This is a genomic window from Streptomyces sp. 8L, from assembly GCF_020176795.1.
Taxonomy (GTDB): Bacteria; Actinomycetota; Actinomycetes; order Streptomycetales; family Streptomycetaceae; genus Streptomyces.
Window position 1 is genome coordinate 1 of record NZ_JAIUKE010000392.1, and the last position, 12179, is coordinate 12179.

Annotated in this window: 12 protein-coding genes; 5 read left to right on the forward strand and 7 right to left on the reverse strand. The window is 73.5% G+C overall.

Annotated features, from left to right (window positions below; all coding sequences use genetic code 11):
• The first annotated feature begins 293 nt into the window (after positions 1-293).
• The gene (locus LCE31_RS28050; RefSeq protein ID WP_225019060.1) at positions 294-1733 is read left to right on the forward strand and encodes an NAD(P)H-quinone dehydrogenase; all 1440 of its coding nucleotides are present in this window, start codon (positions 294-296) and stop codon (positions 1731-1733) included.
• 222 nt (positions 1734-1955) lie between these two features.
• Positions 1956-2918 (forward strand): DeoR/GlpR family DNA-binding transcription regulator, encoded by a 963-nt coding sequence (locus tag LCE31_RS28055; RefSeq protein WP_225019061.1) that lies wholly within the window; start codon positions 1956-1958, stop codon positions 2916-2918.
• A gap of 79 nt (positions 2919-2997) precedes the next feature.
• On the opposite strand, the gene LCE31_RS28060 is transcribed toward LCE31_RS28055, so the two are convergent.
• The gene (locus LCE31_RS28060) at positions 2998-3630 is read right to left on the reverse strand and encodes a TetR/AcrR family transcriptional regulator (RefSeq protein ID WP_225019063.1); all 633 of its coding nucleotides are present in this window, start codon (positions 3628-3630) and stop codon (positions 2998-3000) included.
• 74 nt (positions 3631-3704) lie between these two features.
• Between LCE31_RS28060 and LCE31_RS28065 the strand changes: the two genes are divergently transcribed.
• Positions 3705-4724: an NAD-dependent epimerase/dehydratase family protein gene (locus tag LCE31_RS28065; RefSeq protein WP_225019066.1), complete on the forward strand. Its 1020-nt coding sequence runs from the start codon at positions 3705-3707 to the stop codon at positions 4722-4724.
• A 49-nt stretch (positions 4725-4773) separates the two neighbouring features.
• Here LCE31_RS28065 and LCE31_RS28070 read toward each other — a convergent pair whose 3' ends face one another.
• Entirely contained in the window at positions 4774-5340 is a 567-nt protein-coding gene (locus LCE31_RS28070; RefSeq protein ID WP_441349425.1) for a TetR/AcrR family transcriptional regulator, read from the reverse strand.
• A 227-nt stretch (positions 5341-5567) separates the two neighbouring features.
• Positions 5568-7322, reverse strand: coding sequence for an acetyl/propionyl/methylcrotonyl-CoA carboxylase subunit alpha (locus LCE31_RS28075; protein WP_225019071.1), 1755 nt, complete (start codon positions 7320-7322; stop codon positions 5568-5570).
• A gap of 469 nt (positions 7323-7791) precedes the next feature.
• Here LCE31_RS28075 and LCE31_RS28080 point away from each other — a divergent pair, with 469 nt between their 5' ends.
• Complete coding sequence (locus LCE31_RS28080) at positions 7792-8277, forward strand: hypothetical protein (protein ID WP_308042317.1); 486 nt, start codon at positions 7792-7794, stop codon at positions 8275-8277.
• Here the strand turns inward: LCE31_RS28080 and LCE31_RS28085 are convergent.
• The 4 genes from LCE31_RS28085 to LCE31_RS28095 all read right to left on the reverse strand — a co-directional run bounded on the left by LCE31_RS28085 (position 8221) and on the right by LCE31_RS28095 (position 11083).
• On the reverse strand, positions 8221-8826 hold the full coding sequence (locus LCE31_RS28085; protein WP_225019073.1) for a Maf family nucleotide pyrophosphatase: 606 nt from the start codon (positions 8824-8826) through the stop codon (positions 8221-8223). The two genes, LCE31_RS28080 and LCE31_RS28085, sit on opposite strands and share 57 nt — an antisense overlap.
• Positions 8827-8924: 98 nt before the next feature.
• Positions 8925-9053, reverse strand: coding sequence for a morphogenic membrane protein MmpB (gene mmpB, locus LCE31_RS40580; protein ID WP_263632392.1), 129 nt, complete (start codon positions 9051-9053; stop codon positions 8925-8927).
• A 189-nt stretch (positions 9054-9242) separates the two neighbouring features.
• Positions 9243-9449: an acyl-CoA carboxylase epsilon subunit gene (locus tag LCE31_RS28090; protein WP_225019075.1), complete on the reverse strand. Its 207-nt coding sequence runs from the start codon at positions 9447-9449 to the stop codon at positions 9243-9245.
• An 11-nt stretch (positions 9450-9460) separates the two neighbouring features.
• Entirely contained in the window at positions 9461-11083 is a 1623-nt protein-coding gene (locus tag LCE31_RS28095) for an acyl-CoA carboxylase subunit beta (protein ID WP_225019077.1), read from the reverse strand.
• 97 nt (positions 11084-11180) lie between these two features.
• On the opposite strand from LCE31_RS28095, the gene LCE31_RS28100 reads away from it, so the two are divergent.
• The gene (locus LCE31_RS28100; protein ID WP_225019079.1) at positions 11181-12059 is read left to right on the forward strand and encodes a biotin--[acetyl-CoA-carboxylase] ligase; all 879 of its coding nucleotides are present in this window, start codon (positions 11181-11183) and stop codon (positions 12057-12059) included.
• Positions 12060-12179 lie beyond the last annotated feature (120 nt).

A 12179-nucleotide genomic window follows, 5' to 3' on the forward strand; every position in this document is an offset into this window, starting at 1 on the left:
CCGGGAAGACGTGGCGTGATGGCGGGACCGGAACGGTTCCCGCGGCAGGGCAAGGGGGGGGGGGCCCCCCCCCCCCCCCCGGGGGGGGGGCCCGGGGGGGGGGGCCTGGGGCCCCCCCCCCTAGGGGCGGGGGGGGCCCTAACGCGGGACCCGCGCAGACCCCGCCCGGCGGAAGGGGCCCCGGTAGGCCCAAGGCCGGTCCGCCCCAGGCCGCCCGGGCCACGGCCCCCGGGGCACCCAGGACCCCGGCCGGGGTGACAGACGGCCGGCAGACGACGCGAGGCTGATTTTTCGTGACCCGGATCGTGATCATCGGCGGCGGACCCGGCGGGTACGAGGCGGCCCTCGCCGGCGCCCAGCTCGGCGCGGAGGTGACCGTCGTCGACTGCGACGGGCTCGGCGGTGCCTCGGTGCTGACCGACTGCGTGCCGTCGAAGACCCTCATCGCGACGGCCGAGGTGATGACCTCGTTCGACTCCTCGTACGAGGAACTGGGCATCATCGTCGCGGACGACACGCCCCCCGCCGAGCGGGCCGCCCGGGTCGTCGGCGTGGACCTGGGCAAGGTCAACCGACGGGTCAAGCGGCTCGCGCTCGCCCAGTCGCACGACATCTCCGCCTCCGTGACGCGGGCCGGCGTGCGCGTCCTGCGGGGCCGGGGCAGGCTCGAAGGGCTCCAGGCCGTCGACGGCTCCCGCACCGTCGTCGCGGAGCTGCCCGGCGGCGAGCGGGAGGTGCTGACCGCCGACGCCGTGCTGATCGCCACCGGCGGCCACCCCCGCGAGATCCCGGACGCGCTGCCCGACGGCGAGCGCATCCTGAACTGGACCCAGGTCTACGACCTCGACGAGCTGCCCGAGGAGCTCATCGTGGTCGGCTCCGGCGTGACCGGCGCCGAGTTCGCCGGCGCCTACCAGGCGCTCGGCTCCCGCGTCACGCTCGTCTCCTCGCGCGAGCGGGTGCTGCCCGGCGAGGACCCGGACGCGGCGGCCGTGCTGGAGGACGTCTTCAGGCGCCGCGGCATGAACGTCATGTCCCGCTCCCGCGCCGCCGCCGCCAAGCGGGTCGGCGACCGCGTCGAGGTCACCCTCTCCGACGGCCGGGTCATCAGCGGCACGCACTGCCTGATGGCCGTCGGCGCCATCCCGAACACGGCCGGCATGGGCCTGGAGGAGGCCGGCGTCGTCCTCAAGCCGTCGGGCCACGTCAAGACGGACCGGGTGTCGCGCACGTCCGCGCCCGGCGTCTACGCGGCGGGCGACGTGACCGGCGTGTTCGCGCTGGCGTCCGTGGCCGCGATGCAGGGCCGGATCGCGATGTACCACTTCCTCGGCGACGCGGTGGCGCCGCTGAACCTGAAGTCCGTGTCAGCGAACGTCTTCACCGACCCGGAGATCGCGACCGTCGGCTACAGCCAGGCCGACGTCGACTCGGGCCGGATCGACGCGCGCGTCGTCAAGCTGCCGCTGCTGCGCAACCCCCGCGCGAAGATGCAGGGCATCAGGGACGGCTTCGTGAAGATCTTCGCCCGTCCCGGCACGGAGATCGTGGTGGGCGGCGTCGTGGTCGCGCCGCGCGCGAGTGAGCTGATCCATCCGATCTCGATCGCCGTCGACAACAACCTGACGGTGGAACAGATCGCGAATACCTTTACGGTGTACCCGTCGCTTTCGGGTTCGATCGCCGAGGTCGCGCGCCAGCTGCACACGCGGAAGACCGCCGAGGAGGTCTGACCGGCGGCGGCGGGCCACCCGCCGCGCCGCCCACCGGGCCTTTCGGCGGCGGCCGTTGGGCGCGGGGGAACGTTCGTCGCGGGAGTGCGGGGCGCCGTTCGCGGAGGCCGCGGGACCCGTCGGGCTCGCTGTATACCACTTACCGGAACCTTGTACGTACAACTTCGGTAATTAGGTGCAAACTGCTGAAAGCAGACGGACATCGGGGTTACTGTCAGTCTCGTGTTCGCTGCAGAACGTCGCCAGTTGATCCTCGAAATGGTGCGCGCCAACGGAGCCGTGTCCCTCCGCGAGCTCGCCCGTGTCGTCCAGACCTCAGAAGTGACCGTACGGCGTGACGTACGGGCGCTGGAGGCAGAAGGCCTCCTCGACCGCCGGCACGGTGGCGCGGTCCTGCCCGGCGGGCTGGCGCGGGAGTCCGGCTTCCCGCAGAAGTCGCACCTCGCCTCGGCCGAGAAGACGGCCATCGCCGATCTCGCCGCCACCCTGGTGGGGGAGGGCGAGGCCGTCGTCGTGGGCGCGGGTACGACCACCCAGGAGCTGGCCCGCCGGCTCGCCCGGGTGCCCGGCCTCACCGTCGTCACCAACTCGCTCCTGGTCGCCCAGGCGCTCGCGCACGCGAACCGCGTCGAGGTGGTGATGACGGGCGGCACGCTGCGCGGCTCCAACTACGCGCTCGTCGGCAGCGGCGCGGAGCAGTCCCTCCAGGGCCTGCGGGTGAGCCGCGCCTTCCTCTCGGGTACGGGCCTGACGGCCGAGCGCGGCCTGTCCACGTCCAACATGCTGGCCGCGAGCGTCGACCGGGCGCTGGTCCGGGCGGCGGGCGAGGTCGTGGTGCTCGCCGACCACACCAAGCTGGCGACGGACACCATGTTCCAGACGGTGCCCACGGAGCTGATCAGCCGTCTGGTGACGGACGAGCCGCCCCTCCACGACGAACGGGCCGCGATGGAGCTCCAGGCCCTCGCGGACCAGGGCGTGCAGGTGTCGGTGGCCGGCGGTGGCGCGGGCGACGTGGCGGCCGCGGAGCACGCGGCGGAGCCGCGCGCCCAGGCGCCCCTGCCCGGTCAGCGGCGCACCCACGGGGGCCCCGCGCATCTGCGGAGCGCGGGTCCCCCGTCGTCGCCGGACCCCGGCGACCGCGAGCGGGAACGGGCCAGGGTCGCGGACCTGCGCCGGAGGTAGCCACGGCCCTGGCCGCACCCGCGCACCCGGGTGCGGCCCCGCCCGCCGTCACGCACGGCCGGGGCCGCCCGGCGCCGTGTCAGGGATTGCGTGCCGGCGCGGCGGGGGACACGTCGAGGAGCCGCAGCATCGCGGGGAGCAGGCCGCTCGTCAGCGGGTCCTCGGCGTCCTCGTCGATCGCGCCCTCCAGTACGAGGCTGGTGTAGCCGTGCACGAGTGACCACACCGCGTAGCTCGGCAGCAGCGCGGGGTCCGCGGAGTCCGGCAGCCGCGCGTCCTGGCCGCGCAGGCCGCGGTCCAGGGCCCGCAGCGCCCGGTGCTTCTGCTCCATCAGCTCCGGGTCGCCGAAGTCGAACTGGGTCATGCGCCACATCAGGTCGAACAGCGCGCGGTTGTCCCGGGCGAACGCGACGTATTCCGCCGCGAGGGCCTCGACCCGCTCCCGTACGTCGCGCCGGGCGGTCTCCACCGCCTCCAGCCGTTCGCAGAGCCGCCGGTAGGCGCGCGTGGCGAGCGCGCCGAGCAGGCCGCGCGCGTCGCCGAAGTGGTGTTTCGGCGCGGACTGCGACACCCCCGCCCTGCGGGCGGCCTCGCGCATGCTGAACCCGTCGACGCCCTTCTCGGACAGCACCTCCAGCGCGCTGTCGAGCAGCGCCGCGCGCAGGTTGCCATGGTGGTAGCCGTCGCCGGCCCTCGGTTCTCCGTTCGTCATCAGGCGCCCATCTTGACAGTGAGTAGACCGCTCGTAAACTGCTCACTGTCAAGATGGGGCGATCGGGAGTGCGCATGACGGACACAGTCCTTGTCACAGGGGTCTCGGGATTCATCGGCGGCCACATCGCGGCCCAGCTGCTGCGGCGCGGATACGCCGTCCGCGGGTCGGTACGGTCACCGGGGCGCGTCGCGGAGGTGCGCGGCGCGATGGCGGAAGCGGGCGCGGACGACACCCTGCTGGAGGTCCGGCGGCTCGATCTGCTCTCGGACGAGGGATGGGCGGCCGCGGCCGAGGGCTGCCGCTTCGTGGTGCACGTCGCCTCCCCCTTCGTCACGACGAGGCCGAAGGACCCCGAGGACCTGATCCGCCCCGCCGTCCAGGGCACGACGCGGGCCGTCGACGCGGCCCTGGACGCGGGCGTGGAGCGAATCGTCGTCACCTCGGCCCTCGCGACGGTGCAGTACGCCCCCGCGCCCAGGGACCACGTCTTCACGGCCGCCGACTGGACCCGGGAGCGCCGGGGGCTCGGCGCCTACATCGTCTCGAAGGTCCGCGCCGAGCACGCGGCCTGGCAGGCCGCCGACCGGCGCGGCATGCGCGACCGGCTCGCCGTCATCAACCCGGGCGCGGTCGTCGGCCCCCTCCTGACCGACGATCCGGGCACCTCGGTCTCGGCGATCCAGCAGATCATGGCGGGCGCGCTGCCGATGGTCCCGGATCTGCGGATGCCGTGGGTGCATGTGCGGGACGTCGCCGACGCGCACATCGAGGCGATGCTCTCGAAGACGGCGGGCGGCACCCGCACGATCGTGGCGACCGACCCCGTCTCGCTCATCGACGTCGCCGCGGTGCTGCGCGAGAGGCTCCCCGAGGCCAGCGGGAAGATCCCGAAGCGGGCGATGGCGACCTGGCTCACCTGGGCCGCGAGCGTGTTCCAACCCCAGCTGCGCGACGTCAGGTGGCTCATCGGCTCGACACAGCGCTTCGACCGCGGCCCGGCCGAGGCCCTCCTGTCCCGTCCGCTCCGCCCGGTTCCCGACGCCATCGAGGAAACCGGCCGCAGCCTCGCCGCACGCGGACTCGCGGGCTGACGCGGACTCGCGGGCCGAGGAACATCCGCCCGCTCTCCCCGCGGGGCCCTCAGCCGGACGCGGACGGGCGCGGTGTCAGGCCCTTGAGGGTGAGCGCCAGCAGCCGGTCGGCCAGCTCCGGGTCCTCGGGCGTCTGCTCCGACGCCAGCGCGATCGCGTTGGTGAGCTGGAGCAGGTCCTCGATCGAGACGCCCTCGCGCACGGCGCCCGCCCGCTGGGCGCGCGCGAGCAGCGCGTCGCCCGCCGTGCGCAGCGGCAGGTTGCAGCGGCCGAGCGCCGACGTGTCGTCGTCGCGCGGCGCCGACATCAGCGCCTGCGACAGGCCGCGGTACTCGCCCGCGTACGTCACGAAGGCGCGCAGCCACTCGACCAGCGCCCGGCAGGGGTTCTCGGACTCTCCCAGGTCGCGCGCCCGGTCCAGGAGCGCGGCGAGCGCGTCCTGGAAGACCGCGCTGATCAGCGCCTGGCGGTTCGGGAAGTGCCGGTACAGGGTGCCGATTCCGACGCCCGCGCGGCGCGCGATGTCCTCCAGCGAGGTGTCGGTGCCGTGTTCCGCGAAGCCGGAGCGTGCCTCCGCCAGCAGGCGGTCGTAGTTGCGGCGCGCGTCCGCGCGCATGGCTCTGCGCGGCTCCGCCGTGGCCGTGGACGTGTCCCTCGCCATCTGCCGCAGTCCTTTCCTGGCCGGTCGCCGCCCGGTTCGCGCAGCCGGGTCGCCCGGCTCGCGCCCGCCGGGCCGCCCGCCTCCCGCGCGCCGGGTGGGGACAAGAATGCCATTCGGCGGCCCCGGCCGCGGACGGCGTCCGGGGCCGGCCGAACCCGGCCGGCCCCGGCACCCGCGGGCGTTCAGTCCTTGATCTCGCAGATGGTGGCGCCGGAGGTGACCGAGCCGCCGACGGAGGCCACGAGGCCCTTGACGGTGCCGGAGCGGTGGGCGTTGAGGGGCTGCTCCATCTTCATGGCCTCAAGGACCACGATGAGCTCGCCCTCCTGGACCTCCTGGCCCTCCTCGACCGCGACCTTCACGATGGTGCCCTGCATGGGGGAGGCCAGCGTGTCGCCGGAGACGGCGGAGGACGACTTCTTCGTGGCGCGGCGCTTGGGTTTGGCGCCGGCGGCCAGCCCGGTACGGGCCAGGCTCATGCCGAGCGACGACGGCAGGGAGACCTCGAGGCGCTTGCCGCCGACCTCCACGACGACCGTCTCGCGGCCCTCCTCGTCCGTGTCGCCGGTGTCGGCCGGCGCCGCGAACGGCGGGATCTCGTTGACGAACTCCGTCTCGATCCAGCGGGTGAAGATGGTGAACGGCTCGCTCAGGAAGGCCGGGTCCTTGACCACCGCGCGGTGGAAGGGGATCGCCGTGGCCATGCCCTCGACGCCGAACTCCTCCAGCGCCCGCGAGGCCCGCTCCAGCGCCTGCTTGCGGGTCGAGCCCGTGACGATCAGCTTCGCCAGCAGGGAGTCCCAGGCCGGGCCGATGACACTGCCGGACTCGACGCCCGTGTCGAGGCGGACACCGGGGCCCGTGGGCGGGTCGAACTTCGTGACGGTGCCGGGCGCAGGCAGGAAGCCGCGGCCCGGGTCCTCGCCGTTGATGCGGAACTCGAAGGAGTGGCCGCGCGGCGCCGGGTCGTCGTAGCCCAGCTCCTCGCCGTCGGCGATCCGGAACATCTCGCGGACCAGGTCGATGCCCGAGACCTCCTCGGTCACCGGGTGCTCGACCTGGAGGCGGGTGTTGACCTCCAGGAACGAGATCGTGCCGTCCGCGCCGACGAGGAACTCGACGGTGCCCGCGCCGACATAGCCGGCCTCCTTGAGGATCGCCTTCGACGCCGCGTACAGCTCGGCGTTCTGCTCGTCCGTCAGGAACGGGGCGGGCGCCTCCTCCACGAGCTTCTGGTGGCGGCGCTGGAGGGAGCAGTCGCGGGTGGAGACGACGACGACATGGCCGTGCTGGTCGGCGAGGCACTGCGTCTCGACGTGCCGCGGCTTGTCGAGGTAGCGCTCCACGAAGCACTCGCCGCGCCCGAAGCCGGCGATGGCCTCGCGCACCGCGGAGTCGTACAGCTCGGGGATCTCCTCAAGGGTGCGGGCGACCTTCAGGCCCCGGCCGCCACCGCCGAACGCCGCCTTGATGGCGATCGGCAGGCCGTGCTCCTCGGCGAAGGCGACGACCTCGGCGCTGCCGGAGACCGGGTCGGGGGTACCCGCGACCAGGGGCGCGCCGGCGCGCTGGGCGATGTGCCGGGCGGCGACCTTGTCGCCCAGGTCGCGGATGGCGTGCGGCGGCGGGCCGATCCAGGTGAGCTGCGCGTCGAGGACGGCCTGCGCGAACTCGGCGTTCTCGGAGAGGAATCCGTACCCCGGGTGGACGGCGTCGGCGCCGGAGTCCTTGGCCGCCTGGAGGACCTTGGCGATGTCCAGGTAGCTGGCTCCGGGGGTGTCACCGCCCAGGGCGAACGCCTCGTCCGCCACCCGCACATGCAGCGCGTCCCGGTCGGGCTCCGCGTAGACCGCCACGCTCGCGATTCCCGCGTCCCGGCAGGCACGGGCGACGCGGACGGCGATTTCGCCACGGTTTGCGATGAGCACCTTGCGCACGATTGCTCCCTCCAAATAAAACAAGCTGAGTTTAGGGACTGCCGACACGGTCCTGCGACCTGTCCCCAATGGTGAGCTCGTTCACACGGAGCGTGATACGAGGTTCGCCCAGGTAACGAAATCCCTTGTGGCACCACGGTACGCCGGGATTCTTCCTCGCACAGTAGCGCCCTGATGTGGCCCAGCTCTCTGTTCGAGTGCCCCGCGCTGAATCGTGTTTCTTTGTAGGAATCCCATAGCGGCCCTCGGATGACGGCATGCCGCGCGCGATCTTCCCCGCACGGCGGTCCGGCGCGCGCGAACCCTTGTCCCTTCGTTTACCGATGAGTAGCGTGCCCGGAGCGCTCCGTACTCCCGGTAACGGGGGCGGCTCGGCGCACGCGGCTCCCGGCGAGGCGACGGAGCGACCGTGCGAAGGACCGGCCGAGCGACGGAGCGGACAAGCGGTGGACGGGAAGGGGTGGGCGGCGTGACTCGCCGACCGGTGGTGTGGGTGGCGTGGGTGACGGCGGCGGTCGCCCTGGTGGAGGCGGTGGTGCTGGTCGCGGCGGCCGCGCTGCTGTCCAGACTCGTGGGCATCCAGCACATGTCGCTCGCGGGCCAGAAGCCGTCCGCGATGTCCCTCGGCGCCTGGGTCCTGTGCGGCGCGACCGCCCTGTTCTCGCTCTTCTGCGCGGCGACGCTGGCCAGGATCGCGCTCAGGGACCGGCCGCCGGGACAGGCCGGGCGGACCCTGCTGATCGTGAGCGCCGTCGTGCACGGGGTGCTGGGCGCGGTGGCGTCCAGCATCCTGGGGTGGGCGTTCTTCGCGGTGCTGATGGTGGGTCTGGGGCTGCTGGTCTGGGTCCTGCTGGCGTACGGCGGCCAGGAGACGGACGGGCGACCGGTTGCGGAGCCCTCAGGCCCACAGGTCGGTGAGGGACACCTCAAGTTCCAGGAGAAGCCCGCGGAATAGCGGCAGCGAAAGACCGATCACATTGGAGTGGTCGCCCTCGATACCGTCCACGAAGGGCGCGGAGCGGCCGTCGAGGGTGAAGGCGCCCGCCACGTGCAGGGGTTCACCCGAAGCCACGTACGCGTCGATCTCCGCGTCCGTCGGCGTCCCGAACCGCACGGTCGTCGACGCGGTCGCGGCGGCGCGCCTGCCGGTCGCGGTGTCGATCACGCAGTGCCCGGTCCGCAGGACGCCCGCGCGCCCGCGCATCGCCTTCCAGCGCCCGGTCGCCTCCTCGGCGTCCGCGGGCTTGCCCAGGGCCTCGCCGTCGAGCTCCAGCACGGAGTCGCAGCCGACGACGAGCGCACCGGCGGCGGCGGGCCGCGCCGCGACGCTCTCGGCCTTCGCCACGGCCAGCGCCAGGGCCAGTTCGGCGGGCGTCGGCGCGCTCAGCGCGTCCTCGTCGACCCCGCTGACGCCCCCCCCGGGCCCCCCCCCGGCCCCCCGCAGCAGGCCGAGACGGGCGGGGGACTGCGAGGCCAGCACGAGGCGGCGGCGGAGTTCTGTCATACGGCCGAAGCTATCGGCCGGGCCGCAGGGGCGAGCACGGGAGTCCGGCGGTCGCCGCGCCGCCCGCGCGGGCGGCGGGGGCCGGTCGCGGGGGCCGGTCAGAGCAGCCCGAGAACGAGCATCGCCAGCACCATCGCCAGCGCGATGACGACCCCGGCGCGCCGCAGCTTGGCCTGCGCGTCACGCAGCTCCGCCGGAGGCTTGTCGTCAGGATCGGACCAGAGCATGCGACCGATGGTGCGTCGCCCGGCGGCGCCGCCGCCTGAGTACGCGTACTCACCGGGGCATGGCCCGGGCGCCGGGCCATGCCCCGGCGCGCGGGGCTCGGCACGGCCCTGTCCTGACGTACGACGCGAGTCCCGCGACGCGGGACCGGTGCGGCGGGAGCCGCGAGCCCGGGGCCCGCGGCCCGGCGCCTACGCAGGCCAGTACGTGTGCGCCCAGGCGCGCGAGCCGGGCCGCGGCACCGGGGTGCGGGCGATCCGCGCGGGGGCCGACCACTCCGGGCGCTGGGCGGGCGGCGCGTCCGCCCCCTCCGCCGCGCCCGCCGCACGGGCCTGGACGACCGCGACCGCCGCCGCGAGCTCCTCCGGCGTCGGATTGCCCCGTATCACCTTGATCATCGAACGGCCTCCTACAGCGGGATGTTGCCGTGCTTCTTCGGGGGCAGGGACTCGCGCTTGGTGCGCAGCTGCCGCAGTCCCTTCACCACGTGCGCCCGGGTGTCCGACGGCATGATCACGGCGTCCACGTAGCCGCGCTCCGCCGCCACGTACGGATTGAGGAGCGTGTCCTCGTACTCCTCGATCAGCTCCGCGCGCCGCGCCTCCTGCGCCGCCGCGTCGCCCGCTGCCGCGATCGTGCGTCGGTGCAGGATGCCCACCGCGCCCTGCGCGCCCATCACCGCGATCTGCGCGGTCGGCCAGGCCAGGTTCAGGTCCGCGCCGAGGTGCTTCGAACCCATCACGTCGTACGCGCCGCCGAACGCCTTGCGGGTGATCACCGTGATCAGCGGCACCGTGGCCTCCGCGTACGCGAAGATCAGCTTGGCGCCGCGCCGGATGATCCCGCCGTACTCCTGGTCCACGCCCGGCAGGAAGCCCGGCACGTCCACGAAGGTCAGCACCGGGATGTTGAACGCGTCGCAGGTGCGTACGAACCGCGCGGCCTTCTCGCTCGCGTTGATGTCCAGACAGCCGGCGAGCTGGGTCGGCTGGTTGGCGACCACGCCGACGGGGAAGCCCTCGATGCGGCCGAAGCCCGTGACGATGTTCGGCGCGAACATCGCCTGCGTCTCCAGGAACTCGCCCTCGTCCAGGACGTGCTCGATCGCCGTGTGCATGTCGTACGGCTGGTTCGCGGAGTCCGGGATCAGCGTGTCCAGCTCGCGGTCCTCGTCACTCGTGTCGAGCGACGCCTCCTCGGGGAAGGCCGGGGCCTCGGTGAGGTTGTTCGACGGGAGGTACGACAGGAGCGACTTCACGTACTCCATCGCGTCCTTCTCGTCCCCGGCCATGTGGTGCGCCACGCCCGACGTCGTGTTGTGGGTGCGAGCGCCCCCCAGCTCCTCGAAGCCCACGTCCTCGCCGGTCACCGTCTTGATGACGTCGGGGCCCGTGATGAACATGTGCGAGGTCCGGTCGACCATCACCGTGAAGTCCGTGATCGCGGGCGAGTACACCGCGCCGCCCGCGCAGGGCCCCACGATCACACTGATCTGCGGCACCACGCCGGACGCGTGCACGTTGCGCCGGAAGATCTCCGCGAACAGGCCGAGCGCGACCACGCCCTCCTGGATGCGGGCACCGCCGCCGTCGTTGATGCCGATCACGGGGCAGCCGGTCTTCATCGCGAAGTCCATGACCTTCACGATCTTCTCACCGTAGACCTCGCCCAGCGACCCTCCGAAGACGGTGAAGTCCTGCGAGTACACGCACACCGGGCGGCCGTCGACCGTGCCGTAGCCGGTGACGACACCGTCGCCGTACGGGCGCTTCCGATCGATGCCGAAGTTCGTCGAGCGGTGCCGTGCGAACTCGTCCAGCTCGACGAACGAGCCCTCGTCCAGCAGCAGATCGACCCGCTCACGCGCCGTCAGCTTGCCCTTGGCGTGCTGCTTCTCCACCGCGACGGCCGTGCCCGCGTGCGTCGCCTCCTCGATCCGCCGCCGCAGATCGGCGATCTTCCCCGCGGTGGTGTGCAGGTCGGAGCCCGCCCCCGCCGCGGTCTTCTCTTCCGGCTCGGTCGGCTCGGTCATCGGCAACGACTCCTACTGATCCGTAGCTTGTTTCCGTAGCGTATCGGCGCCCCCGCCGTTCGACAGTGCGGCGTATGCCACACATAGTCTGGCCTGCATGACGGAGCCCAACACCCCAGGAAGCCGCTGGTCCGACCTCGACCGCCCGCCGCTGAACGCGGCCGGGCTGCGCAGGGCGCTGATCAGGCCCGGCAGCCTGTGGACCGCACTCGACGTGGTCGACACGACCGGGTCCACCAACTCGGACCTGGCGGCCCGCGTGAGCGCAGGCGGCGGCGCGGCACCCGCGGAGGGCACGGTGCTGGTCGCCGAGGAGCAGACCGCGGGACGCGGCAGGCTCGACCGGAACTGGACCGCGCCCGCGCGCTCCGGCCTGTTCTTCTCCGTGCTGCTGACGCCGGGCGGCGACATCCCCGTCGAGCGGTGGGGGTGGCTGCCGCTGCTGACGGGTGTCGCCGTGGCCTCGGGCCTCGCGCGGGCCGCGGGCGTCGACACGTCCCTCAAATGGCCGAACGACCTGCTGGTCGCCGTCGACGGCCGCGAACGCAAGGCGGGCGGCATCCTCGCCGAGCGCGCGGGCGAGCACGCCGTCGTCGTCGGCGTGGGCCTCAACGTGACCCTGCGCGCCGACGAACTGCCGGTTCCCACGGCGGGCTCGCTCGCCCTCGCCGACGCGCTGTCCCTGGACCGGGAGACGCTGCTGCGCGCCGTGCTCCGGTCGATCGAGCAGTGGTACGGGGACTGGCGCGCCGCCGGGGGCGACCCGGCCGCGTCCCGGCTCCAGGAGGCGTACGCGGCGGGCTGCGCGACCCTCGGCCGCGCGGTCAGGGCGGAGCTGCCCGGCGACCGGGAGCTGACCGGCGAGGCCGTCGCGATCGACGGGGACGGGCGCCTCGTGCTGGCGACGGAGTCGGGCGTACGGGAGCCCGCCGCGGCGGGTGACATCGTGCACCTGCGGCCGGCGGACACGGACTGACCGGGGCCCCGCCGCGCCCCAGGCTCCGGCGCGTCGGGGCTGGTCCGGCGCGTACGGGGGCGCTCAGCCCCCGCCGTGCGGGGCCGCCGGTACGGGTGGTGGCGGTGGGGGCGCGAGGTG

Coding starts and splice junctions, on each gene's coding strand:
- LCE31_RS28065 (WP_225019066.1), top strand. CDS start 3,705: ATGACGGACACAGTCCTTGTCACAGGGGTCTCGGGATTCATCGGCGGC.
- LCE31_RS28085 (WP_225019073.1), bottom strand. CDS start 8,826: ATGACAGAACTCCGCCGCCGCCTCGTGCTGGCCTCGCAGTCCCCCGCC.
- mmpB (WP_263632392.1), bottom strand. CDS start 9,053: ATGCTCTGGTCCGATCCTGACGACAAGCCTCCGGCGGAGCTGCGTGAC.
- LCE31_RS28095 (WP_225019077.1), bottom strand. CDS start 11,083: ATGACCGAGCCGACCGAGCCGGAAGAGAAGACCGCGGCGGGGGCGGGC.
- LCE31_RS28100 (WP_225019079.1), top strand. CDS start 11,181: ATGACGGAGCCCAACACCCCAGGAAGCCGCTGGTCCGACCTCGACCGC.
- LCE31_RS28090 (WP_225019075.1), bottom strand. CDS start 9,449: ATGATCAAGGTGATACGGGGCAATCCGACGCCGGAGGAGCTCGCGGCG.
- LCE31_RS28070 (WP_441349425.1), bottom strand. CDS start 5,340: ATGCGCGCGGACGCGCGCCGCAACTACGACCGCCTGCTGGCGGAGGCA.
- LCE31_RS28060 (WP_225019063.1), bottom strand. CDS start 3,630: ATGACGAACGGAGAACCGAGGGCCGGCGACGGCTACCACCATGGCAAC.